General features: G+C 70.5%; 17 protein-coding genes and 2 pseudogenes. 11 read left to right on the top strand and 8 right to left on the bottom strand.

The genetic code is table 11. The features are described 5' to 3' along the window. The first annotated feature begins 1 nt into the window (after position 1). On the top strand, positions 2-892 hold the full coding sequence (locus tag KXC43_RS28715; RefSeq protein WP_308129294.1) for a carbohydrate ABC transporter permease: 891 nt from the start codon (positions 2-4) through the stop codon (positions 890-892). Positions 893-897: 5 nt separating this feature from the next. Beyond that, a complete protein-coding gene (gene arfA, locus KXC43_RS28710; RefSeq protein ID WP_221379268.1) occupies positions 898-2406 on the top strand; it encodes an arabinosylfuranosidase ArfA in 1509 nt (502 codons plus the stop codon). Positions 2407-2439: 33 nt separating this feature from the next. On the opposite strand, the gene KXC43_RS28705 is transcribed toward arfA, so the two are convergent. The 4 genes from KXC43_RS28705 to KXC43_RS28690 all read right to left on the bottom strand — a co-directional run bounded on the left by KXC43_RS28705 (position 2440) and on the right by KXC43_RS28690 (position 6699). After that, positions 2440-3408: a LysR family transcriptional regulator gene (locus KXC43_RS28705; RefSeq protein ID WP_221379267.1), complete on the bottom strand. Its 969-nt coding sequence runs from the start codon at positions 3406-3408 to the stop codon at positions 2440-2442. A gap of 137 nt (positions 3409-3545) precedes the next feature. Then, positions 3546-4760: a serine/threonine-protein kinase gene (locus KXC43_RS28700; protein WP_221379266.1), complete on the bottom strand. Its 1215-nt coding sequence runs from the start codon at positions 4758-4760 to the stop codon at positions 3546-3548. 310 nt (positions 4761-5070) lie between these two features. Further along, on the bottom strand, positions 5071-6321 hold the full coding sequence (locus tag KXC43_RS28695) for a CE1 family esterase (protein ID WP_221379265.1): 1251 nt from the start codon (positions 6319-6321) through the stop codon (positions 5071-5073). A gap of 150 nt (positions 6322-6471) precedes the next feature. Then, positions 6472-6699: a hypothetical protein gene (locus tag KXC43_RS28690; RefSeq protein ID WP_221379264.1), complete on the bottom strand. Its 228-nt coding sequence runs from the start codon at positions 6697-6699 to the stop codon at positions 6472-6474. Positions 6700-6950: 251 nt separating this feature from the next. Here KXC43_RS28690 and KXC43_RS28685 point away from each other — a divergent pair, with 251 nt between their 5' ends. The 3 genes from KXC43_RS28685 (at position 6951) to KXC43_RS28675 (ending at position 11508) form a co-directional block, all read left to right on the top strand. Next, positions 6951-8324 (top strand): endo-1,4-beta-xylanase, encoded by a 1374-nt coding sequence (locus KXC43_RS28685; RefSeq protein WP_255645010.1) that lies wholly within the window; start codon positions 6951-6953, stop codon positions 8322-8324. A 423-nt stretch (positions 8325-8747) separates the two neighbouring features. Next, complete coding sequence (locus KXC43_RS28680; protein ID WP_221379262.1) at positions 8748-9776, top strand: glycoside hydrolase family 11 protein; 1029 nt, start codon at positions 8748-8750, stop codon at positions 9774-9776. A gap of 64 nt (positions 9777-9840) precedes the next feature. Continuing rightward, positions 9841-11508, top strand: coding sequence for a glycoside hydrolase family 43 protein (locus tag KXC43_RS28675; RefSeq protein WP_221379261.1), 1668 nt, complete (start codon positions 9841-9843; stop codon positions 11506-11508). 15 nt (positions 11509-11523) lie between these two features. On the opposite strand, the gene KXC43_RS28670 is transcribed toward KXC43_RS28675, so the two are convergent. Continuing rightward, positions 11524-13044 carry an alpha-N-arabinofuranosidase gene (locus KXC43_RS28670; RefSeq protein WP_221379260.1) on the bottom strand — a complete coding sequence of 507 codons (1521 nt, stop codon included), beginning with the start codon at positions 13042-13044 and terminating at the stop codon, positions 11524-11526. Between the two features lie 271 nt (positions 13045-13315). On the opposite strand from KXC43_RS28670, the gene KXC43_RS28665 reads away from it, so the two are divergent. The 3 genes from KXC43_RS28665 (at position 13316) to KXC43_RS28655 (ending at position 16440) form a co-directional block, all read left to right on the top strand. Continuing rightward, a complete protein-coding gene (locus KXC43_RS28665) occupies positions 13316-14611 on the top strand; it encodes an ABC transporter substrate-binding protein (protein WP_221379259.1) in 1296 nt (431 codons plus the stop codon). Between the two features lie 75 nt (positions 14612-14686). Further along, on the top strand, positions 14687-15607 hold the full coding sequence (locus tag KXC43_RS28660; protein ID WP_255645009.1) for a carbohydrate ABC transporter permease: 921 nt from the start codon (positions 14687-14689) through the stop codon (positions 15605-15607). Positions 15608-15609: 2 nt separating this feature from the next. Continuing rightward, the gene (locus tag KXC43_RS28655; RefSeq protein ID WP_221379258.1) at positions 15610-16440 is read left to right on the top strand and encodes a carbohydrate ABC transporter permease; all 831 of its coding nucleotides are present in this window, start codon (positions 15610-15612) and stop codon (positions 16438-16440) included. Here the strand turns inward: KXC43_RS28655 and KXC43_RS28650 are convergent. The 3 genes from KXC43_RS28650 to KXC43_RS28640 are packed head-to-tail and all read right to left on the bottom strand — an operon-like array spanning position 16418 to position 20429. After that, positions 16418-17665 (bottom strand): sensor domain-containing phosphodiesterase, encoded by a 1248-nt coding sequence (locus KXC43_RS28650; RefSeq protein ID WP_255644942.1) that lies wholly within the window; start codon positions 17663-17665, stop codon positions 16418-16420. The genes KXC43_RS28655 and KXC43_RS28650 overlap by 23 nt on opposite strands. 43 nt (positions 17666-17708) lie before the next feature. Beyond that, a complete protein-coding gene (locus KXC43_RS28645) occupies positions 17709-19028 on the bottom strand; it encodes an MFS transporter (protein ID WP_221379257.1) in 1320 nt (439 codons plus the stop codon). Between the two features lie 3 nt (positions 19029-19031). Next, positions 19032-20429 carry an FAD-dependent oxidoreductase gene (locus KXC43_RS28640; protein WP_221379256.1) on the bottom strand — a complete coding sequence of 466 codons (1398 nt, stop codon included), beginning with the start codon at positions 20427-20429 and terminating at the stop codon, positions 19032-19034. A 161-nt stretch (positions 20430-20590) separates the two neighbouring features. Here KXC43_RS28640 and KXC43_RS28635 point away from each other — a divergent pair, with 161 nt between their 5' ends. The 3 genes and pseudogenes from KXC43_RS28635 to KXC43_RS53585 all read left to right on the top strand — a co-directional run. Continuing rightward, positions 20591-20953 carry an ArsR/SmtB family transcription factor gene (locus tag KXC43_RS28635; RefSeq protein WP_221379255.1) on the top strand — a complete coding sequence of 121 codons (363 nt, stop codon included), beginning with the start codon at positions 20591-20593 and terminating at the stop codon, positions 20951-20953. Positions 20954-21022: 69 nt separating this feature from the next. Then, positions 21023-21418, top strand: a pseudogene (locus tag KXC43_RS53590) (ArsR/SmtB family transcription factor); the annotation flags it as partial. A 76-nt stretch (positions 21419-21494) separates the two neighbouring features. Continuing rightward, positions 21495-22541 (top strand): annotated as a pseudogene (locus tag KXC43_RS53585) (arsenate reductase/protein-tyrosine-phosphatase family protein); the annotation flags it as partial. Between the last annotated feature and the right edge of the window lie 84 nt (positions 22542-22625).

The following is a 22625-nucleotide window of genomic DNA, read 5'->3' as shown; positions in this document are numbered from 1 at the left end:
CGTGGCCCACTCGACGCTCGCCGCACCGGAGGCGGAGACCGCGCAGAGCCGCGGCGTCACCCAGGCCAAGATCGATCAGCGGCACCGGCTGTTCAACCGGATCTGTCTCGGTGTGCTGATCGCCTTCGCGCTGCTGTGGCTGGTGCCGCTGGCCTGGGCGGTGGACACCGCGCTCAAGCCCAACGCCGAGACGACCCGTACGACGTGGCTGATCGACGATCCGACGTTCGCCGCGTTCGGGCGGGTGCTGTCGGACACGCCGATCCTCAACTGGTTCGGCGCCAGCCTGATCACCTCGACGCTGACCGCCGTGGGCACGGTCGTGACGGCCAGCCTGGCCGGCTTCGCCCTGTCCCGGATGAGGTTCCGCTACCGCAACCTCGTCTTCTGGGCCATCCTGGCCGGCATCATGATCCCCGGCCAGGTGCTGATCGTGCCCCAGTTCCGCGAGATGGACGCGCTGGGTCTGCTCAACACGTACTGGGCCGTGAGCCTGCCGCAGATCCCGACCGCCGTCGCCATCTTCATCTTCAAGCAGTTCTTCGACGGGCTGCCCCGCGACCTCGAGGAGGCGGCCCGCATCGACGGGGCCGGCTGGTTCCGCATCTACCGCGGGGTGGTGATGCCGCTGGCCCGCCCGGCAGTGGCCGCGGTCGCCATCTTCACGTTCGTCACCTCGTGGAACGAGCTGCTGTGGCCGCTGCTGGTGCTGACCAACCCGGACCTGATGACCATGCCGGTCGGGCTGGCCACCGTGCAGGGCGCCTTCGGCATCCGGTACGCCGACACCATGGCCTCGACCGTGCTGGGCGCCATCCCGCTGGTCGCCGTCTTCCTGCTGTTCCAGCGTCACATCGTCCAAGGCATCGCCGGGACCGGGCTGAAGGGCTGAGCCACTTGCTTGCCGCCTCTCTCATCGTCGACCCCGCCTTCCGCGTCGGCGCCGTGGACCCGCGCATCTACGGCTCGTTCGTGGAGCATCTGGGTCGCTGCGTCTACACCGGCATCTACGAGCCCGGGCACCCGACGGCCGACGCCGACGGCTTCCGGCAGGACGTGCTGGAGCTGGTCCGCGGGCTCGACGTGCCGATCGTGCGCTACCCGGGGGGCAACTTCGTGTCGGCCTACAACTGGGAGGACGGCGTCGGCCCGGCCGCCGATCGGCCGACGCGCATCGACCTGGCCTGGCGTTCCATCGAGACCAACCAGGTCGGCGTGGACGAGTTCCAGCGCTGGGCCGGGCGGGCCGGGGCCGAGACGATGATGGCGGTCAACCTGGGCACCCGCGGCATCGACGAGGCCCGCGCCTTCGTCGAATACTGCAACCACCCGTCGGGCACCGCCTGGTCGGACCGGCGGCGGGCGAACGGCGCGAGCGACCCGTACGGGATCAAGGTCTGGTGTCTGGGCAACGAGATGGACGGGCCCTGGCAGATCGGGCACAAGACGGCGTTCGACTACGGCCGGCTCGCGGCCGAGGCCGGCAAGGCGATGCGGCTGGTCGACCCCGGCATCGAGCTGGTCGTCTCGGGCAGCTCGCACAGCCGGATGCCGACCTTCGGCACGTGGGAGCGGGTCGCGCTCACCGAGGCGTACGACGTGGTCGACCACATCTCCATGCACAGCTACTACCAGCAGCACGGCGACGACCGGGACAGCTTCCTGGCGTCGGCCGTGGACACCGACCGGTTCATCGACGCCGTCGTGGCCACCGCCGACCACGTACGGGCCGTCGGCCGCCACTCCAAGCGGCTGACCATCGCGTTCGACGAATGGAACGTCTGGTATCAGAGCCGCTTCGCGGGCGAGGAGAACCTGCCCATCGCCGAGGCGCCGGCACTGATCGAGGACGTCTACTCGGTCACCGACGCCGTGGTCGTCGGCAACCTGCTGATCAGCCTGCTGCGGCACGCCGACCGGGTCAAGATCGGCTGTCAGGCTCAGCTGGTCAACGTGATCGCGCCCATCATGACAGCCAAGGGCGGACCGGCGTGGCGGCAGAGCATCTATCACCCGTACGCCCTGACGTCACGCTACGGCCGGGGCACGGTGCTGCGGCCGGAGGCGAAGTCACCGTCGCACGAGACGGCCGCCCACGGCGAAGTGCCGCTGCTGGACGCGGTGGCCGTGCTGCAGGACGACGACCGGTCGGTGGCGCTGTTCGCGGTCAACCGTGACCAGCACGAGCCGATGACCCTCGACGTGGACGTACGCTCCCTGCCCCACCTGGTCACCGGCGAGCACATCGCCATCGCCGACGACGACCCGGACGCGGTCAACGACCGGGACCACCCCGAGCGCGTCGCCCCGCGCCGGCTGGCCGATCCGAAGGTCGACGGCGGCCGCCTCCAGCTGGTTCTGCCGGCCCTGTCCTGGAACCTGATCCGGTTGACCGAGCCCGGTTGAGGCGGGCCCCGGGGACGGGGGATCGAACCACCGTCAGCCGGCCAGCTCGATGTCGCTCACCGCCCAGCCCTGCCGGCGGCTCAGCCGGCGGGCGGTGGCGACGACGGCGCCGACGTGCGGCGGCGCGTCATGAGCCCGCCACAGCAACGACCACGGATAGCGCGGGGTGGGCTGCACGAGCGGACGCCATCGGACGCCGGCCAGCGGGCCGGCCGACTGCGGCGCGACCATGACGCAGAGACCGTCGGCGACCAGGTCGGCGCCGGCGCGCAACCCCTGCACGCTGCCCCGGAAGCTCTCGGGGAAGAAGCCCGCCGAGCGGCACAGCTCGGTGAGGAACCGCCGGAACTCCGGCGCCTGCGACTCGTCGGGCAGGAGAAGGCGTTCAGCGGCCAGCCGCGCCACCGGCACCGCCGTGAGACGGGCGAGTCGGTGCCCCTCGGGCACGAGCACCCCGAGGGCATCGAGCCGGAACACCTCGGTGGCGATCTCCGCCGGCACGTCCGAGGCCCGGCCGACCCCGATGTCGAGGCGCCCCTCGATCAGGTCGCGGCGCTGGTCGGGCAGCCCGGCGTGGACGATGTGCACCTCGACGGCGGGGTGGCGGGTCATCAGCTCGTGCAGCACGGGACGGACCGCGGCGTACCCCTCGTCGAGCACGCCGATGCGCAGGATGTGCCCTGTCCCGGCAGCGTCCTGGACGGCGCCGGCGGCCCGTTCGACCTGGGCGAGGATCTGACGAGCGTCGGCCAGGAACCGCTCGCCCGCCGCGGTGAGCTCCACGCGGCGGGTGTTGCGCGAGACGAGCGGCACGCCCAGCGCCCGCTCGAGGCGTTGCACCTGCTGGCTGAGGGCCGACTGCACGATGTGTTCCCGGGCCGCGGCCCGGCCGAAGTGCAGTTCCTCGGCCAGCGTGACGAAATAACGCAACTGCCGCAGCTCGACCCGGGAGAGGCTGTTCACGTCCGGGGACAACGGCGCCACCACATCCCCACCCATCATGTGAGCGCTAACGTGACGTTTCGTGGATGTTACCGCCCCTCAGGGTGAAGTCAAGGCGTCCTCCGCGCGCCACGTTCGACGTCACGGACGGACGCGCAGCGTCGCGGTGCAAGCAAGCCGGCCGCCGAGCCATGGCCTCACTTCCGGCCGGGCTTCTTCGGGGGCTTGGGTTCAGCCCCCTTCTTCGGCCCGGGCGCGTGTTTCGCCTTCGGCGCCTTCACGTGCGGCTGGCTCTTGACCGCGGAGCCGGTCCGCTCCCGCTTCGCGGCCACCGCTTGAACGGCGCGCTGCGGCGTGGACGTCGACGGCCGGGCCTTCGGTGCGGTGGCGGACGGTGCGGGGGCGGACGGTGCGGTGACCGCCTCGGCCTGGGTCGGCTTCGCCGGACCGTCGTCGGCCCACCAGGCGCCGCCGGCGAGCATCAGCCCGGCGGCCACACCGGCGCCGATCAGCACGGCCCGGCTCGGGCGGCGGGTCCTCGCGGCGGGCAGGGGCACCGTGGGCGCGGCCACGCTGCGCATCAAAGCCGAGGAGGGCAGGCCGGCGAGTTCGCCGAGCACCTCGGCCACCTCGATCGCGCTGGGCCGGTCGGCGGGCTTCTTGGCCAGGCAACGCGACACGAGCCGGGCGGCCGCGGGTGGCAGTCCGGGGATCAGGGGCAGCGGCGCCGGTTTCGCGTAGACGTGCGCCCGCACCATCTGGGTGACGGTCGACGCCTGCCACGGCATCCGGCCGGCCAGCGCGAGATACATCAGCAGGCCGAGGGCGTACACGTCGGTCGCGGGGCGGACCGGCCCACCCTCGATGCGCTCGGGGGCGAGATAGGCGGGCGTGCCCAGCAGCTCACCGTCGCCCCCGTCGAACGCGCCGACCGCGGCCGAGATGCCGAAGTCGACCAGCTTCACTCCCCCGCTGGTCACCATGACGTTCGCCGGCTTGACGTCACGGTGCACGATGCCGTCGGCGTGGGCGGCCGCGAGCGCCGCCGCGACCTGCGCGCCGACCAGCGTCACCACCTTCCACGGGAGCCGACCGCCGGTCAGCATGTCGGCCAGGGTCCGGCCGTCCACCAGCTCCATCACGACGTACGACAACGAGCGGCCGCCGTCGTCGAACTCGCCGTAGTCGTAGACGCCGACGACGTTCGGGTGCCGCAGCCGCGCGACCGCCCGGGCCTCGTCGCGGATCTGGCGCTGCCGGTCCGGGTCGCCGGCCAGCTGGACGGAGAGCACCTTCACCGCCACCTCGCGGCCCAGCACGTCGTCGTCGGCCCGCCGGACGACCGACATCCCACCCTGGCCCAGCACCTCACGGAGCCGGTAGCGCCCGGCGATCAATTGCCCATCATCCACGGGCCGATTGTTTCCTCCGGGGGCCGGGACAAACCTCGGTCGCCCCGGAATCCATCGACGGCGTCCGCCCCCCTCACCGGTCCGGGATGCGCGCGGGAACCATCGACGCAGGCCGGCCCCCGTGCCCGGCCCGGGAACACCTGCGACAGCACGAGCGGGCTGGGCTCGGTGTCGAAGCGGAAGCCGTCGCGCTTGTGGACGGCCCGCTTGCCCCTGCCTCGCCACAGTGCTCGAAACCGTCACCGAGCAGCGGCGCCGACGAGGACATGTCCCCGTCGGCGCCGCGGTGCGGCGTTTCGGTGTCGTGCGGTCAGGCCGGGGTGCAGGTGGCCGCGGGCACGCTGTTGGCGCCGGTCGACGTCCCGAGGAATCCGAAGGTGGTCGACGCCCCCGCACCCAGGCTGCCGTTCCAGCTCTCGTTGGCGACGGTCTGCGCGTTGCCGTTCGGGGTGTTGCGGCCGCCCCACAGCTGGGTGATCCGCTGGCCGTCGGCGAACGTCCAGCCGACCCGCCACCCGGACACCGCCGCGGCGCCGGCTGTCACCGTGACCTCGGCCTGGAAGCCACCCTGCCACTGACCGGTGACCCGGTATACGGCGGTGCACCCGCCGGGCTCGGCCGGCGGCGTGGTCGGTGGCGTGGTCGGTGGCGTGGTCGGTGGAGTAGTGGACGGCGGCGGCGAGGACGGCGTCGTGCTGGGCAGCTGCGAGAAGAACTTCCAGACCTCCCCGCCGACCCAGGTGCGGGCGCCGCTGGGCGAGGTGGAGCCGTCCACCGGCTCGGGGGTGTGGTCGCCGTCGAACGCCGCCCAGACCACCGGGTACCCGGCGCGGCAACCCGCGTAAGCGGTGACGATGTGCGTCAGGCTGCCCCGGGCCGGCTCCGGCGGATTCTGCGCCGTGCACCCGTTGTTGCGGACGAAGGTGTCCCGGATGGACCGGCCGAGCGAGATGTTGAGCACGCTGTCGTAGGTGCCGTGGATGCCGAGATAGGCGACCGGCTGGGTGCCCGGGCTGCAGCCGCTGAGGTTGGCGCCGGACAGCACCGCGACCGCGCGGAAGACCGCCGGCCGGGCGCAGGCGACGGCGTAGCTCATCGAACCGCCGTAACTCCAGCCGAGGGCGAACCGCTGCGTGGTGTCGACGCACAGGTCCCCGTCGATCAACGCGGTCAGGTTGTCGACCAGGGTCAGGTCACGGTTGCCGGTGTTGGCCCAGCCGTTGTCGATGCCCTGCGGCGCGACCAGGATCGCCGAATTGTTCGACTGCCCCTGGAGGCCGTAGTAGCCGGCGCCGGCCACGTTCGCCGCCGTTCCGTTCAGCCAGTGGAAGGCGAAGATCAGCTTGTACGGCTTGTTGCGGTCGTAGTTGTCGGGGACACGCAAGATGTAGGTGCGGTTCTGACCGCCGCTGGAGATGGTCCGGGTGCCGCTGGTCAGCGTCGGCGCCTTGCCGCACCCGGCGGTGAGCGCCGCGCCGGCCGGCGCCGCGGTCACCACGGCGAGGGCCGCGGCCGTGGCCAGCAGGACAGCGGCGGCACCGGCCAGCCTTCGGATCGACATCGTTGTTCCTCGATTCCGGTGACAGTTCGCGGAAAGTGCCAGGAACGTTACGGGAGCGCTCCCAGAGTTTCAAGAATGTAAATGTCGATAGCCGCGAACACCCGTCCCAGCCTGCATTTCCGGCCCGCCCTCAATGCGCATAACAGGTTTTCAGCAAGAAGTTTTAGCACTATCCGCGCGTGCCAAAAGTTCCGGTCGGCAGCTACGGGCAGCGTCGATCCGGTTCGCGATCGACAGGCGCCGCGTCGAGTGCGACGGCATCTCGATCAGGCTGAACCAGCTGTTCAGCGTCCGCAGCAGCGACCACAGGACCGCAGCCCAGCCGTCAGCAACTTCCGGAAACTTTCCGGAAGCTGTTGTTTCGGCGGTGTTACCCATGTCAACATGACCCGAAATCGAAGCCCGTCGTTCTCAGGTCCCGGCCGCGCGACCCACCATTCCCCGCGCCTTTACGGGAATTGCCCCGGCCGCGCGGGATGCTCCATGCCCGGAACGCGGACGAAAGAAGGGATACCCCTGTGGCAGTTCTTTCTCCCCCCGGCGCCGCCGGCCCCGCACGACGTCGATCGCTGCGGCTGCGGCTGCTGATCAGCGGCGCTGTCGCGGCCGTCACGGCCGCAGGCGTGGTCATGGTGATGCCGAACGCGAGCGCCGCCGAGAGCACGCTCGGCGCCGCGGCCGCCCAGTCGGGCCGGTACTTCGGCACGGCCATCGCGGCGAGCCGGCTCAGCAACTCGACGTACACCACCATCGCCGCGCGCGAGTTCAACATGATCACGGCCGAGAACGAGATGAAGCCGGACGCCCTGCAGCCCAACCGGGGCCAGTTCAACTTCAGCTCCGGCGACCAGATCTACAACTGGGCGACCCAGCGCGGCCTCAAGGTGCGGGGCCACACGCTGGCCTGGCACGCCCAGCAGCCCGGCTGGATGCAGAGCCTCAACGGCAGCAGCCTGCGCCAGGCGATGATCGATCACATCAACGGCGTGCTGGCCCACTACAAGGGCAAGATCGGCGCCTGGGACGTGGTCAACGAGGCGTTCAACGAGGACGGCAGCCGGCGGTCGTCCAACCTGCAGGGCACCGGCAACGACTGGATCGAGGTCGCGTTCCGCACGGCACGCGCCGCCGACCCGGCGGTCAAGCTCTGCTACAACGACTACAACATCGAGAACTGGTCCTACGGCAAGACGCAGGGCGTCTACAACATGATCCGGGACTTCAAGTCCCGGGGCGTGCCGATCGACTGCGTGGGGCTGCAGACCCACTTCACCGGCGGCAGCTCGCTGCCCGGCAACTTCCAGACCACGCTGTCGAACTTCGCGGCCCTCGGGGTCGATGTGGCGCTGACCGAGGTCGACGTCACCAACTCGTCGACCACCCAGTACGCCGGGCTCACCCAGGCCTGTCTCAACGTGCCCCGCTGCATCGGCATCACGGTGTGGGGCGTCCGCGACAGCGACTCGTGGCGGGCCAGTGAGAACCCGCTGCTGTTCGACGGCAACGGCAACAAGAAGGCCGCGTACACCTCGGTGCTCAACGCCCTCAACTCGGCCGGCCCGAGCAACCCCACCACGCCCCCGCCGACCACCACTCCCCCGCCGACGACCACGCCCCCGCCCACCGGTGACGGAACGCGGATCCTGGGCGCCCAGTCGGGTCGCTGCATCGATGTGCCGGGCGCGACGCAGACCAACGGCACGCGGGTTCAGCTCTACGACTGCAACGGCCAGGCTCAGCAGAGGTGGACGCTCAGCTCGAGCAGGCAGCTGACCGTGTACGGCTCGCGGTGCCTGGACGCCGCCGGCTCCGGCAACGGCTCGGCCGTGCAGATCTACGCCTGCAACGGTCAGACCAACCAGCAGTGGAACGTCAACTCCAACGGAACCATCACCGGCGTCCAGTCCGGACGGTGCCTGGACGTGTGGGGCACCGGCAACGGCCAGCAGGTCCAGATCTACGACTGCAACGGCCAGGCCCAGCAGCGGTTCAGCCTGAGCTGAGCCGGTTCGCGGTGAAGCAGTGCGGCGGCAGCACAGGCCCCGCACTGCTTCACCGCGCCCGTTTGCGACCCGAGCCGACTTATCGCTCCGTCCTCCGGAAGTTTCGGGCTATGGTCTGACCGAAGTGCTGATCCGCCCACCGCTCTTGAGAATTGCGGGGCCTCTTGAGTGCCTTGAGCTGCAGGCGAAGCCGACGGCGCGGCCGGGTGCCATCCCGGAATTTCCGCAATGTTTCCGTAAGTTGTTGACAAGCCCCGGCGCTGCGGGACACGATTCCGCAATGACGGCCCTCAATGGACGTCATCCCCGCCACGACGGTCCACCGGTCCACGGTGGCGCTCAGCGTCGTCACCGGCTTCCCGACGTGGTTTGTGCCCACGGGGCTGCTCCCCGTCAGCCCCTCGCCTAGGAGGACACACACAGATGACCGCAGAATCCGCCCGTCCCCAACGCCCCCGGCGGGGCCGCCTCCGGCTGCTGCTCGGCACCGCGTGCGCCGCCGTCCTGGCCGCCGGCGGCACCATGGTCGCCGCACCCAACGCGTACGCCGAGGCCGACCGGACCCTCACGTCGAACCTCACCGGCACGCACAACGGCTACTACTTCTCGTTCTGGAAGGACAGCGGCAACGCCAGCATGACGCTGCGCGCCGACGGCCGGTACACCAGCAGCTGGGACCGCAGCACCAACAACTGGGTCGGCGGCAAGGGGTGGGCCACCGGCAACCGCCGCACGGTGACCTACTCCGGCAGCTACAACCCGGGCAACAACAACACCTACCTCGCCCTGTACGGCTGGACCCGCAACCCGCTCATCGAGTACTACGTCGTCGAGAACTTCGGCAGCTACAACCCGAGCAGCGGCGCCACCCGCATGGGCACCGTCACCACGGACGGCGGCACCTACGACATCCTGCGCAGCCAGCGGGTCAACGCGCCCTCGATCGACGGCAACCAGACCTTCTACCAGTTCTGGAGCGTCCGGCAGCAGAAGCGCAGCTCCGGCACCATCACCACGGCCAACCACTTCGACGCCTGGGCCCGCGCCGGACTCAACCTCGGCACCAACCACAGCTACCAGGTGATGGCCACCGAGGGCTACCAGAGCCAGGGCAGCTCCGACATCACCGTCCGCGAGGGCACCGGCGGGGGCACCACCAACCCGACCACTCCCCCGCCGAACAACGGCAGCAACTGCACCGCGGTGCTCTCGGCCGGTCAGCAGTACGGTGACCGGTTCAACCTCAACGTCTCGGTGCAGAACACCAGCAACTGGACCGTCGGGCTCTCCCTCAACGGCGGTCAGAGCATCCAGAACAGCTGGAACGCCGCTGTCTCCGGCACCACCGGAACAGTCACCGCACGACCGAACGGCAACGGCAACAACTTCGGCGTGACCATCATGGCCAACGGCAACTGGACCTGGCCCACGGTCACCTGCCGGACCAGCTGATTTGAGGATCTTCCGTGGCGCGGCGGTGACGGCCGCCGCGCCACCTCCAAGGGGAAGGGTTGTCATGACGATCGCCAAGGCCGCTGCCTCCTCCGTCGGTGACGGCGGGACCGACCACTGGATGATCCGGAACCCGGTGCTGCCCGGGTTCCACCCGGACCCGTCGATCGTGCGGGTCGGCGCCGACTACTACATCGCCACGTCGACGTTCGAGTGGTACCCGGGTGTCCGGGTGCACCACTCGACCGACCTCGTTCACTGGCAGCCGCTCGGCGGCGCGCTGACCGAGCGGCGGCTGCTCGACCTCGCCGGCGCCGCCGACTCCTGCGGCATCTGGGCGCCCAATCTGACGTACGCCCATGGGTTGTTCCATCTGCTCTACACCGACGTGGCCACGTTCGCGGGCGGCTACTGGGACCCGCAGAACTATCTGGTCACCGCGCCCAGCATGGCCGGCCCGTGGTCGGACCCGGTGGTTCTGCACGGCCGCGGCTTCGACTCCTCGCTGTTCCACGACGAGGACGGCGCCACCTGGATGCTCTCGATGCGCGCCGACTGGCGACCGGGCCGCAACCGCTTCGCCGGCATCGAGATCCAGCGGTACGACCACGACGAGCGCCGGCTGACGGGTCCGGCCCGGCTCATCTTCGAAGGCACCGACGCCGGTCTCACCGAGGCGCCCAACATCTATCGCAAGGACGGCTGGTACTACCTGGTCACCGCGGAGGGCGGCACCAGCTGGACGCACCAGGTCACCGTCGCCCGGTCCCGGCACCTGTTCGGCGAGTACGAAGTGGACCCCGGGGGCCCGTTGCTGACCTCGTCCGGACGTCCGGATCTGTCCCTGCAGAAGGCCGGTCACGGCAGCCTCGTGCAGACCCCGGCCGGCGAGTGGTACCTGGCGCACCTGGTGGCCCGGCCCTACGCGCCGACCGGCCGCTGCGTTCTCGGCCGGGAAGCCGCCCTGCAGAGGGTCGACTGGGCGCCCGACGCCTGGCCCCGCATCCACGACGGCGTGCCGGCCGAGCGGGTCCCGGCCCCGGCCGGCGTCGTCATCACCACCCGGCCGCCGTCCTCCGAGCAGGTCGAGGACGACCACTTCGACGCGCCCGTGCTCGGCCCCAACTGGTCGACCCTGCGCCGCCCGGCCACCCCGGACTGGATCGACCTGTCCGCCCGCCCGTCCCACCTGCGGATCCACGGCGGCCAGTCACCGATGGCCCGGCACCGCCCGAGCCTGGTGGCCCGCCGGGTGACGGCCCAGCGGTGCACCTTCGAGGCGACGTGCGAGTTCGAGCCCGGCAACGCCCGCCAGCTGGCCGGAGTCACGGCGTACTACAACTCCCGCAACTGGTACTACCTGCACTGGACGGCCGACGACGACGGCACACCGGTGCTCGATCTGCTCGTCTGCGACAGCGGGCACGTCACCACCGCGCCCGGCCTGCGGACCGTGGTCGACGGTGTGCCCCGGATCGGTCTGCGCATCCGCCTGGACGGCCCGGCCCTGACCTTCGCGTACACGACGAACCCGGGCCCGGCGCCGGTCTGGTACGACCTCGGCCGCACCTTCGACGCCACGACCCTGTCCGACGAGTACGCCGCCACGATCGTCCCCGGTGAGCCCGAGGCGTGGGGCTTCACCGGCGCCTTCGTCGGGCTCTGGGTGCAGGACCTGGGCGCCGAGGGTGGCTACGCCGACTTCGACCGGGCCGCCTACCGCGCGGAGTGAAACACGGGGACCGACTCAAAGGGCGCCGCTCACGGTGACGAACGAGTGGGCCGGCAGGTGTGCCCGCAGCCGCCCGCCGGCCACCGTCACGCCGTCGTACGGGCGTGGCGTGACGGCCGAGGGAGCCTGCGGGGTGTTGTGGTCCTGCAGCGCCCCGGACGTGAGGATCAGCGCCTCGACCGTCTCGACGGCGCCGCCCCGCAGCTCGATCTCGACGTGGGCGGCCGCGTCGGCGTCGAGGTTGGACAGGGAGACCAGCAGCCGCCCGTCCTTGCGGCTGGCCGACATCGAGACGGTGGTCAGCGTGGCGTCGCCGACCCGGCGCGACGGCGGGGCGGTGCGGAAGTCGACCCGCAGCGACGTCGCGTCCTGATGACCGCGGTTCATCCGGAACACGTGATAGGTCGGGGTCAGCACCATGGCCTGCGAGTCCGGGTCGGTCAGGATCATCGCCTGCAGCACGTTCACCGTCTGCGCGATGTTGGCCATCACGAGGCGGCCGGCGTGCCGGTGGAACACGTCGAAGTGCGTCCCGGCCACGAGCGCGTCGCGCAGGGTGTTCTGCTGGTAGAGGAAGCCCGGGTTGGTGCCGGGCTCCACGTCGAACCACGTGCCCCACTCGTCCAGCACCAGACCGACCGACCGGCCCGGGTCGTAACAGTCCATCACCGCCGCGTGCCCGCTCAGGATCTCGTCGATGCGGGCCGCGGACACCATCGTCGTGTAGTACTCGTCGGTGTCGAACGCGGTCGCCGATCCCTTCTGCTCCCAGGTGGGGCCGGTCAGCGTGTAGTAGTGCACGGACAGCGCGTGGTAGGCCGTGCTCTCGATGTGCCGGCAACCGAGCTGCCCGAGCTGCTTCATCAGCGTCTCGGTCCAGGCGTAGTCGGCGCTGTTGGCCCCGGCGGCGATCTTGTAGAGCTTGTTGTCGCCGTAGTCGCGGCAGTAGGTGCCGTAGCGGCGGGCCTCCTGCGCGTAGTGCTCGGCGGTCATGTTGCCGCCGCATCCCCACGCCTCGTTGCCCAGCCCCCAGAACCGCACCGGCCAAGGCTCGTCGCGCCCGTTGGCCTGGCGCAACCGGGCCATCGGCGAGTCACCGGCGCGGGTCAGGTACTCCACCCATTCGCTCATCTCGCGGACCGTGCCGGAGCCGACGTTGCCGGCGATGTACGGTTCCGCGCCGAGCATCTCGCACAGCGCCATGAACTCGTGCGTGCCGAAGTGGTTGTTCTCCTCGACCCCGCCCCAGTGGGTGTTGACCATGACGGGCCGCTGCTCCTTGGGCCCGACGCCGTCACGCCAGTGGTACTCGTCGGCGAAGCAGCCGCCGGGCCAGCGCAGGTTCGGGATGTTCAGCTCGCGCAGGGCGTCGACGACGTCGAGGCGGAGGCCGCGCTCGTGCGGGATGCCGGAGTCCTCGCCGACGTAGAACCCGCCGTAGACACAGCGGCCCAGGTGCTCGGCGAAGTGCCCGTAGAGGTGCCGGCTGATCCGAGGTCCGTCGAGGTCGACGTTGAGCACAGCTTCGATGGCCATTCAGGAGCCTTCCAGTCTTCAGGAGAACGTCAGTGCCGGGCGCGGTGACGCCGCCGCATGCCCGGCCCAGCTCGGTGGACTGCGCCGATGTAACTTCCAATTCTCTGCGAAACGTTTCAGTTGGCTGTCGTACCGGCGCTTCGAGAGTTGCACGTTAACAACAACTTCCACCTCATGGTGGCGAATATCTTGACATGCACATTGCTCACTTCATAGCTTGGCTTCACATTCCGGAAACACTCCGAAACTTTCGGTTCCGAGAGGTGACTTCATGGCGCCTAGAAGATTTCTGGCCGCGGCTGCCGTCGTGGCGATGAGCACGATGGGCCTGGCCGCCTGCAGTGGCGGCGACGACGACGGGGGCGGCTCCGACTCCGGCGGCAACGTCGAGATGACGCTCTGGCACAACTCCACCACCGGCCCCGGCAAGGCGTTCTGGGACAAGGCGGTGGCCGACTTCCAGACCGCCAATCCGACCGTCAAGATCAAGATCCAGTCGATCCAGAACGAGGATCTGGACGGCAAGCTGCAGACCTCGCTGAACTCCGGTTCCGCGCCCGACCTCTTCCTGCAGCGCGGCGGCGGCAAGATGGCCGCGATGGTCGAGGCGGGTCAGCTCAAGGACATCACCGGCGACATCACCGACGCGACCAAGCAGGCGGTGGGCGACGCCGCACTGGGCACCGGCCAGGTCGACGGCAAGACGTACTCCGTGCCGGTCTCGATCCTCCCGGGCGGTTTCTGGTACAGCAAGGACACCTTCAAGAAGGCCGGTGTGACCGCCGCACCGACCACCATGGAGGAGCTCACCGCGGCGGCGAGCAAGCTCAAGGCCAACGGGACGCCGATCGCGCTCGGCGCCAAGGACGCCTGGCCGGCCGCTCACTGGTACTACTTCTTCGCCCTGCGCGCCTGCAGCCAGGCCTCACTCGACGCCGCGGCCAAGGACAAGAACTTCGGCGACCCCTGCTGGACCAAGGCCGGCGAGGACCTCAAGGCCTTCGCCGACACCAAGCCCTTCAACGACGGCTTCCTGACCACCTCGGCCCAGCAGGGCGCGGGCAGCTCGGCCGGCCTGATCGCCAACGGCAAGGCGGGCATGGAACTGATGGGCTCCTGGGACCCGGGCGTCATCGCCGGTCTGACCAAGGACAAGAAGCCCCTGCCCGACCTGGGCTTCTTCCCCTTCCCGGCGGTTCCCGGTGGCCAGGGCGACCCGGCCGCGATCATGGGCGGCGCCGACGGCTACTCCTGCTCGGCCGAGGCGCCCAAGGAGTGCGCCGACTTCCTCAACTACCTGCTGACCAAGCCCGTGCAGGAGGCCTACTACAAGGCCTTCAACTCGCTGCCGGTCAGCAAGGAGGCGCAAGGGGCGGTCACCGAGGACTACCTGAAGGCCGTGCTCGACGCCTACAACAAGGCGCCGTACGTCTCTCAGTGGCTCGACACCGTCTACGGCCAGAACGTGGGTAACGCACTCAACATCGGCGTCGTGAACCTGCTCGCCGGCAAGGGCGACGTGGCCGGGATCGTCAAGTCCGTGAACGACGCGGCCAAGAAGGGCTGAGAAAGCGTGGCGCTCACTCACGAGGCGCCGGGCGATCGTGTGCGCGACGGAGGCGGCGTTCAGGCGCCGCCCCCGTTGCGCCCCCGCCGGCGCGGCATCGGCTGGGCCCAGCGGCTCGAGATCGCGGCGCTGTCCGGGCCGGCGATCCTGGTCTTCGTCGGCTTCGTGATCTTCCCGGTGCTGATGGCCGCGTACTACGGCTTCTACCGGTGGAAGGGATTCGGGGTACCGACCAACTTCGTCGGGCTCGACAACTACGTCACCATCCTGCAGGACAGCTCGTTCCACGATGCGCTGTGGCACAACGGCCAGATCCTCATGCTGTCGCTGGTGCTGCAGGGCCCGGTCGCGGTACTCCTCGCTCTGCTGCTCAACCGGCGGATGCGGGGTCAGTCCGTCATCCGGGTGCTCATCTTCGTCCCGTACGTGATCTCCGAGGTCATCGTCGGAACGGCCTGGGCCCTGATCCTGCAGACCAACGGCGCCGCGAACGACGTGCTCAGATCCCTCGGTCTCGGCGGAGTCGTCCAGGACTGGCTGGCCAACCCGAAACTGGCCATCTGGTCGTTGATGTTCATCCTGACCTGGAAGTACGTCGGGTTCGCAGTGATCCTGTTCCTGGCCGGGATGCAGAACATCCCCGACGAGCTGAGCGAGGCGGCCGCGGTCGACGGCGCCTCCTTCTGGCAGACCCAGCGGCGCATCACCCTGCCGCTGCTCGCGCCGACCATCCGGATCTGGGCGTTCCTGTCGATCATCGGCTCGCTGCAGCTGTTCGACCTCGTCTACATCATCTGGGGTCAGTACGTCGCCTCGACGGCCGGCACCTCGACCATGGCGACCTACATGGTCACCGAGGGCCGCAACGCGGGCAACTACGGCTACGGCAACGCCGTGGCGGTAGTGCTCTTCATCATCTCCATGGTCATCGCGCTGATCTACCAGCGTTTCGTTCTGCGCCGGGACACCGAGGGCGCACTCACCGAAGGGCGGTAGGAATGGCCGCGACCAGAGATTCCGGGCGCAACCTGACTGTCTACCTCGCCGCCCTGATGCTGATCGGCCTCATGCTCGGGCCGGTCATCTACATCATCGTCGGCGGGTTCCGGACCAACTCGCAGATCACCGTCGACCCGGCCGGCCTGCCCGACCCGTGGGTGTTCGAGAACTACAGCGACATCCTGGCCAGCCAGAACTTCTGGCGCCAAGTCGGCAACTCGACGATCGTCGCGGTCATCACCACCGTCGCCGTGGTCGGCCTGGGTGTCATGGCCAGCTACGTCCTGGCCCGCTACAAATTCCGCGGCCGCGGGGCGATGTACGCGCTGTTCGCCGCCGGGCTCATGTTCCCGGCCACGGTCGCCATCACGCCCCTCTACATCCTGATCAAGAACCTGGGCCTGGTGAACACGCTGCCCGGCGTGATCCTGCCGCAGATCGCGTTCGGCCTGCCGGTCACGATCATCATCCTGGTGCCGTTCCTGCAGGCCATCCCCAAGGAGATCGAGGAGGCCGCCGCCATCGACCGCTGCAGCCGGCTCGGCTTCTTCTGGCGGATGGTGCTGCCGCTGTCGGTCCCCGGGCTGATCACCACCGGGATCCTGGCCTTCGTCGGCAGCTGGAACAGCTACCTGCTGCCGCTGTTCATCCTCAACGACCAGGACACCTTCACCCTGCCGCTGGGGGTGCAGGCCTTCGCCTCGCAGTACTCGGTCGACACGGCCAGGGTGCTCGCGTTCACCTCGCTGTCCATGATTCCGGCGCTGGTGTTCTTCAGCCTGTTCGAACGCCGCATCGTCGGCGGTCTCACCGGTGCGGTGAAGGGCTGACACCGGCCGCGCCGGGTCGTGAACCGGACGGGGCCTGCGGCCGGCCCCAGAGGTAGCCCTGTCCGAAGGGCACACCGATCTCCTGCAGCGCGTCACGCTCGGCGGGGGTCTCGACGCCCTCGGCGAGCAGCGCGGCGCCGATCTCGCCGGCGAAGCCGACCAGGGACCGGGCCAGCGCCCGGCGCACCGGGTCCTGGTGGACGCCGCGGACCAGAGAGATGTCGAGCTTGATGGTGTCCGGGCGCAGCTGCAGGATGTGGTTGAGGCTGGCGAACCCGGCTCCGGCGTCGTCGACGACGACCTGGATCCCGGCCGCTCGCAACGGCGCCAGGTGGGCGTTGAGCTCGTCGTAGTCGCCGACCGGGGTGTGCTCGGTGAGCTCCACCCCGATCCGGCGGCCGGCGTGGGGCAGCAGCAGGTCGCGAGCGGCCGACGTGCTCACCGCCTCGGGCGACAGGTTGATCCCGAGCCACATCTCGGCGGGCAACGCGTCACGCAGGCGCAGGGCGTGTTCGAGGGCGAGCAGCTCGAGATCGATGCTGAGCCCGCACACGGCGGCCGCGGCGAACGCCCGGTCCGGGGTGGCGAAGGTCGCCGGCTCGAAACGGGACAGCGCCTCGAACGCGACCGTGGCCCCGTCGGCCAGGCGGACGACCGGTTGCACCACGGTCCGCACGGCGCTCGTGCGCAGGATGTCGCGGACGACGGCCTCGGCCTGCCGGGTCTCCCGGGTCGCGAGGGTGGCGGCGCTGCCCAGGTGGTCGCCGATCAGGTCGGCGAGCATGCTCATGTAGCGGGCCGCGGGGATGTCGAGATCCGGGTCGGCGCTGCGACTGAGGCAGCACAGCATGCCGGCCACGTTGCCGTCGGCGTCACGCCAGGGCGCGCCGACATAGGAGCCGATGTTGAGCTCCCGGGTCACGTCGAGCTCGCGGGTGACCGGGTGGCGGCGCGCATCGGTGATGAGGGCCGGGAGTGTGCCGGCGACGACCCGCGCGCAGAAGGAGCCGGCCAGTTCGGTGCCCTCCCCGACGGTGACGTTCATGCCGGTCGTCAGGCCGGTGGCCGCGGTGATCACCTGCTGTCCCCCGGAGAACCGCGACAGCCAGGCCACCTCCATGCCGAGGTACGTGCGGGCCAGGTCGAGCAGCCGTTCGATCTGCGGGTCACCGGAACCGTCAGCACCCGCGGCCGGCGACCCGGCGGCACTCGTCGCCGTGGACATGGTCACGATCGTTGCCCTTCCTCCGACCGGTCCACCGCCGGCCCTACCTGGCTCTGATCGGCCACCGCCGCCCACTCTTGAGTTGTCCCGCCTGCTCGGGGCCGGACACCCGGGCGTCGTACGCGGGGATGGCGGCGAGTGCGGCGGCAGCGATCACGCAGACCGCGGCGGTCGTGAGGAACACGCTGCCGTAGCCGTCACTGGTGGTGTGCAGGACGGCAGCGCCGAGAGGGGCGGCGGCTTTGGCGACGGTCATGGGGACGACAAGGACGCCGGCGATGGTGGCGTAGCGGCGGGTGTCGTAGCGCTCGGCGAGCACCACGGGTTTGGCGATGCTGCCGACGCCGAAGCCGAGCCCGAAGCCGACCACTGCGGCCACGGCGGGGATCGCGTCGCGGCCGGTCACGGCCAGAGCGGCGGCTGCGATTGCCTGGAGGGCGAAGATGGCGGCGACCACGGTGGTGGTCCGGAACCGGCGCTGCAGCCCCGTGGTTACCAGCCGGCCGGTGACCGAGAGGATGCCGAACAGTCCGGCGACCGTCGCGGCGAAGCCGGCAGGATGGCCCCAGCTGATGAGCGCGGCGACCAGGTGCACGCCGACGGTGGCGATGGCGGCGGTGTGGGCGGTGAAGCTCGCGGCGAGGAGCCAGAATCCGCGGTCGGTGAGCACGGCCTTGAGCCGTACGGGTGGCAGGCGCCCCTCGGATGAGGCTCGTGCTGATCGTTCGGCGAGTGGCCGTGGAGCGGAACGCAGCACGATCGCGTGCAGCGGGATGGTGAGCAGCGCGTGGATGACGGCCAGGACGAGCAGTGCGGTGCGCCAGTCGTGGTGCTCGACGAGCCAGCCGGTCAGCGGCATGAAGATGGTGCTGGCGAATCCGGCGACCACGGTGAGAACGAGCAGGGCCGACGACCGTCGCGCCGGGGTGTGCCAGGCGATGATGACGGCGAAGGCCGCCTCGTAGAGGCAGGCGGCCGCGGCGATGCCGATCCCGATCTGCACCGCGTACAGCTCCCCGAGGCTGCCGACCTGCGACCAGGCGACGAGCAGCAGCGTGCCGGCGAGGGAACCGGCCGTCATCAGCGCCCGGCCGCCGTGCCGATCGAGCCACCGGCCGACGGGCACGGCGAGGGCGGCCGAAGCGAGAACCGAGGCGGTGAAGCTACCGGTGACGGCGGTGGTGGAGGCGCCCAGGTCGGCGGCCAGGGGGACCAGGAGGACGGCGAACGCGTAGTAGAGCGCGCCGTAGCCGACGGTCTGGGTGACCGCCAGCGCGGCGACGATCGCTTTCGCCCGGGCAGAGTCGAGTTCCTGGTGGCTGCCGGCGTTCCGGCCGGCAACCACCGCGCGGCCGTCGGTCACGGGTCAGTTGCAGCAGCCGCCGCCCTGGTCGGTCCCGGACGGCCCGGTGATCACCGCGAGCGGGGTGCGCACCAGCCCGCCGGAGATTCCGGCCGGCTCGGGCGCGGCGGCCGGCGTGCCGCAGCAGCCGGGACCGGCGCCGTCGATCGTGTCGCTGTCGAGGGGAACGTTGCTGCTGCACACGCCGGTCTCGGGCAGGTCGAGCCGGACGTCGCGGGCCGCCTCCCAGTCCCCGGCCAGGGCGGCGACGACCGAACGCGCCTGCTCGTAGCCCGTAGCCAGAAGGAAGGTCGGGGCGCGGCCGTACGACTTGACGCCGATGGCGTGGTAGCCGGCCTCGGGGTGGGTCAGCTCGTCGATGCCGTGTGGCGGGACGGTGCCGCAGGAGTGCTCGTTCGGGTCGATCAGCGGGGCGAGGGCGCGGGTGGAGCCCATGATCGGGTCGAGGTCGAGGCGGAGCTCCGAGACGATGCCGTGGTCGGGGCGGAACCCGGTGGCCGACACGATCCGGTCGGCGGTGACCGTGCGCGTGCCGTCGGAGACCTCCACGCCGTCCGGTCCGGGGGTGACGGCTTGGACGCTGAAGCCGGTGAGGACCGTGATGGCCCCGGACTCGACGTGCTCGCGCAGGCGGCTGCCGAGCGCGCCCCGGGCGGGCAGCGCGTCGGCGGATCCGCCGCCGTAGGTGCGCGTGGGCGAGGCGGCCCGGATGGCCCAGGTGACCGTGGTGCCGGGCGCCTGTCCGGCCAGCTCGGCCAGCGCCAGCAAGGTGTTGGCGGCGGAGTGCCCGGCGCCGACGACCAGGACGCGGCGGCCGGCGAAGCGCTCCCGGTCGCGGCCGAGAACGTCGGGCAGCGCGCTCTCGACGTACGCGGCCGCGCCGGCCTCGCCGTGTGCGGGGATCCCGGATGCGCCCAGGACGTTCGGCGTGCCCCAGGTGCCGGACGCGTCGATGACCGCGCGGGCGAGCACGTCCCCGCCGTCGGCCAGCCGGATCAGGTACGGCGTCTCGGCGCGACCGGTGCTGCGGAGGCGGTCGAGGCCGAGCCGGGTGACCGCGACCACCCGGGCGCCGTAGCGCACGTGCTGCTTGAGCGCGGGCAGGTCGGCCAGGGGCTGCAGGTAGTCGTCGGCGAGCTGGGCGCCGGTGGGCAGCCTGCTGTCGTCGGGCCGCACCCAGCCGGCGTCGGTGAGCAGGCGGGCCGCGGCGGCGTCGATGTTGTACCGCCACGGCGAGAACAGCCGCACGTGCCCCCATTCGCGCACGGCCGCGGCTGCGCTGTCGCCGGCTTCGAGGACGGTGAAGGGAATGCCGCGGCCGGCCAGGTGAGCGGCGGCGGCCAGGCCTACGGGGCCGGCGCCGATGACGGCGACCGGCAGCCGGTCGAGTCGGGTGGTCATGTGGGAGCTCCTGTCGTGGCGGGCTGGTCACTCACGGGTCGTCCGCCGGCCCGGCGGACGACCGGGGGCCTCGGACGCGAGACGGATTCGATGCTTGTCGAACTTGACGTTTGTCGAATCCGAGGCTTGCATGCGGTTTCGACATCTGTCAAGGTCGAGGAATGTCGAAATCAGCCGCGACCGCCGCCGTCATCGACCCGGACGCGACGGCGTGCTGCGCGCCCCTGGCCGCGAGCCGGATCCCGCCGGAGGCGGCAGGCGCACTGTCGCAGGCCTTCAAGGCCCTCGGCGATCCGATCCGACTGCAGCTGATGTCGATGATCGCCTCCGCGGCCGGTGGCGAGATCTGCGTCTGCGACCTCACCCCGGCGTTCGATCTGTCCGGGCCGACCATCTCGCACCACCTGAAGGTGCTCAAGGAGTCCGGCCTGGTGACCGCCGAGCGCCGGGCCAGCTGGGTCTACTACCGCGCCCAGCCGGCGCTGATGCGGCAGCTGTCGGCGCTGCTCGACATCGACGCCTGAGCCGCCGGCAACTGAGACACCGCACGTCCCGCTTGACTGCCGGACGATAGCTCATCAATTATTGACTCAATGTCTGATGAGTCTTCATCTCTGCGGGCGCGGGCGCGCGTCCACGCCGCACTGGGCGATCCGGCGCGTCTGGCGATAGTCGACGCCCTCACGCTCGGCGATGCCGCACCGGGCGAGATCGGCCAGGCGCTCGGCCTGCCGACCAACCTGGTCGCCCATCACCTGAAGGTGCTGCGGGAGGCCGGGCTGATCGCCCGCAGCCGGTCCGAGGGCGACCGGCGCCGCACGTACGTGCGCCTGCAGCCGCATGTTCTCGCCTCCCTGTCCCCGCCACCTTTGCCGCGGGTCGAGCGCGTGGTGTTCGTGTGCACGCACAACTCGGCCCGCTCGCAGCTGGCCGCCGCCCTGTGGCACAGGAGGATCGGCGGCGCTGTGGCCTCTGCCGGCACGAAGCCGGCGGCCCGGGTCCACCCGCGCGCGGTCAAGGTCGCGCATCGTCACGGCCTCGAGCTCGATCCGGCCGGCACCACAGGCCACCACGCTGTCGCCCGGCGATGTGGGGCTTCAACTGCTGCCGAACTCGATCGCGACGGCGCTCGCGCTCGGCGCCCTGATTTTGACCTTCGGTCCCGTCTCCGGAGCGCACTTCAACCCCGTCGTGTCCGCCGCCGACTGGTTTCTGGGGCGCCGCGCCGGAACCGGCCTGTCCGGCACTGATCTGGCCGGATACATCGTCGCGCAGACGGCCGGGGCGATTGCCGGTTCGGTGCTGGCCAACCTGATGTTCGACCTGGCGCCGGTGACGTTCTCGGCCCAGGAGCGCTCGGCCGGCCACCTGTGGCTCGGCGAGGTCGTCGCCACCGCCGGGTTGGTGCTGCTCATCTTCGCCGTCGTCCGGTCCGGCGGCGCCGCGGTCGCTCCCGCCGCCGTCGGACTGGTTCACCTCGTCCACCAGCTTCGCCAACCCGGCCGTCACCGTCGGGCGCGCCTTCACCGACACGTTCGCCGGCATCGAACCGGCTTCCGTGCCCGGCTTCGTCATCGCCCAGATCGTCGGCCTGCTCGCCGGGGCCGGCCTGCTGCTCGCCCTGTATCCCGACGCCGGACGAACCGCCGGCGACGTCGTCGCCGGGCACAACACTGCTACCCGAAGGATCGACACATGAGTGACAAGCCCAGCGTCCTGTTCGTCTGCGTCCACAACGCCGGCCGCTCCCAGATGGCCGCCGGCTGGCTGCGCCACCTCGCCGGCGACGCCGTGGAAGTCCGCTCCGCCGGCTCAGCCCCCGCCGAGACCGTCAACCCGGCCGCCGTCGAGGCCATGCGCGAGGCCGGCATCGACATCACCGCCCAGAAGCCCAAGGTCCTCGAGTACGAGGTCGCGCAGGACTCCGACGTCATCATCACCATGGGCTGCGGCGACGCCTGCCCGGTCTTCCCCGGAAAGCGCTACGAGGACTGGAAACTGGACGACCCGGCCGGGCTCGGCGTGGCCGCCGTTCGCCCGATCCACGACGACCTGGAACGCCGCGTACGCGCTCTCCTCGACCGGCTCGGCATCCCGGCGGCACAGAACTGAGGCGACGCTTCGGGGGAAGGAGCAGGCCCGGGCATCACGCGACAGGGTGTCACCACCGCCATCCGTGCGTCGACGGGTGCCCAC

Origin of the sequence: Paractinoplanes polyasparticus (assembly GCF_019710575.1) — a bacterium.
Lineage (GTDB): Bacteria > Actinomycetota > Actinomycetes > Mycobacteriales > Micromonosporaceae > Actinoplanes > Actinoplanes polyasparticus.
Note: the sequence above shows the minus strand (reverse complement) of the source record. Positions and strands in the feature narration are given on the sequence as shown.

What these genes read in the sequence shown, in the direction of transcription:
- KXC43_RS28705 (WP_221379267.1), bottom strand. Translation starts at nt 3,408, where the DNA reads ATGATGGGTGGGGATGTGGTGGCGCCGTTGTCCCCGGACGTGAACAGC.
- KXC43_RS28695 (WP_221379265.1), bottom strand. Translation starts at nt 6,321, where the DNA reads ATGTCGATCCGAAGGCTGGCCGGTGCCGCCGCTGTCCTGCTGGCCACG.
- KXC43_RS28690 (WP_221379264.1), bottom strand. Translation starts at nt 6,699, where the DNA reads ATGGGTAACACCGCCGAAACAACAGCTTCCGGAAAGTTTCCGGAAGTT.
- KXC43_RS28685 (WP_255645010.1), top strand. Translation starts at nt 6,951, where the DNA reads ATGGTGATGCCGAACGCGAGCGCCGCCGAGAGCACGCTCGGCGCCGCG.
- KXC43_RS28680 (WP_221379262.1), top strand. Translation starts at nt 8,748, where the DNA reads ATGACCGCAGAATCCGCCCGTCCCCAACGCCCCCGGCGGGGCCGCCTC.
- KXC43_RS28675 (WP_221379261.1), top strand. Translation starts at nt 9,841, where the DNA reads ATGACGATCGCCAAGGCCGCTGCCTCCTCCGTCGGTGACGGCGGGACC.
- KXC43_RS28670 (WP_221379260.1), bottom strand. Translation starts at nt 13,044, where the DNA reads ATGGCCATCGAAGCTGTGCTCAACGTCGACCTCGACGGACCTCGGATC.
- KXC43_RS28665 (WP_221379259.1), top strand. Translation starts at nt 13,316, where the DNA reads ATGGCGCCTAGAAGATTTCTGGCCGCGGCTGCCGTCGTGGCGATGAGC.
- KXC43_RS28655 (WP_221379258.1), top strand. Translation starts at nt 15,610, where the DNA reads ATGGCCGCGACCAGAGATTCCGGGCGCAACCTGACTGTCTACCTCGCC.
- KXC43_RS28650 (WP_255644942.1), bottom strand. Translation starts at nt 17,665, where the DNA reads ATGTCCACGGCGACGAGTGCCGCCGGGTCGCCGGCCGCGGGTGCTGAC.
- KXC43_RS28640 (WP_221379256.1), bottom strand. Translation starts at nt 20,429, where the DNA reads ATGACCACCCGACTCGACCGGCTGCCGGTCGCCGTCATCGGCGCCGGC.
- KXC43_RS28635 (WP_221379255.1), top strand. Translation starts at nt 20,591, where the DNA reads ATGTCGAAATCAGCCGCGACCGCCGCCGTCATCGACCCGGACGCGACG.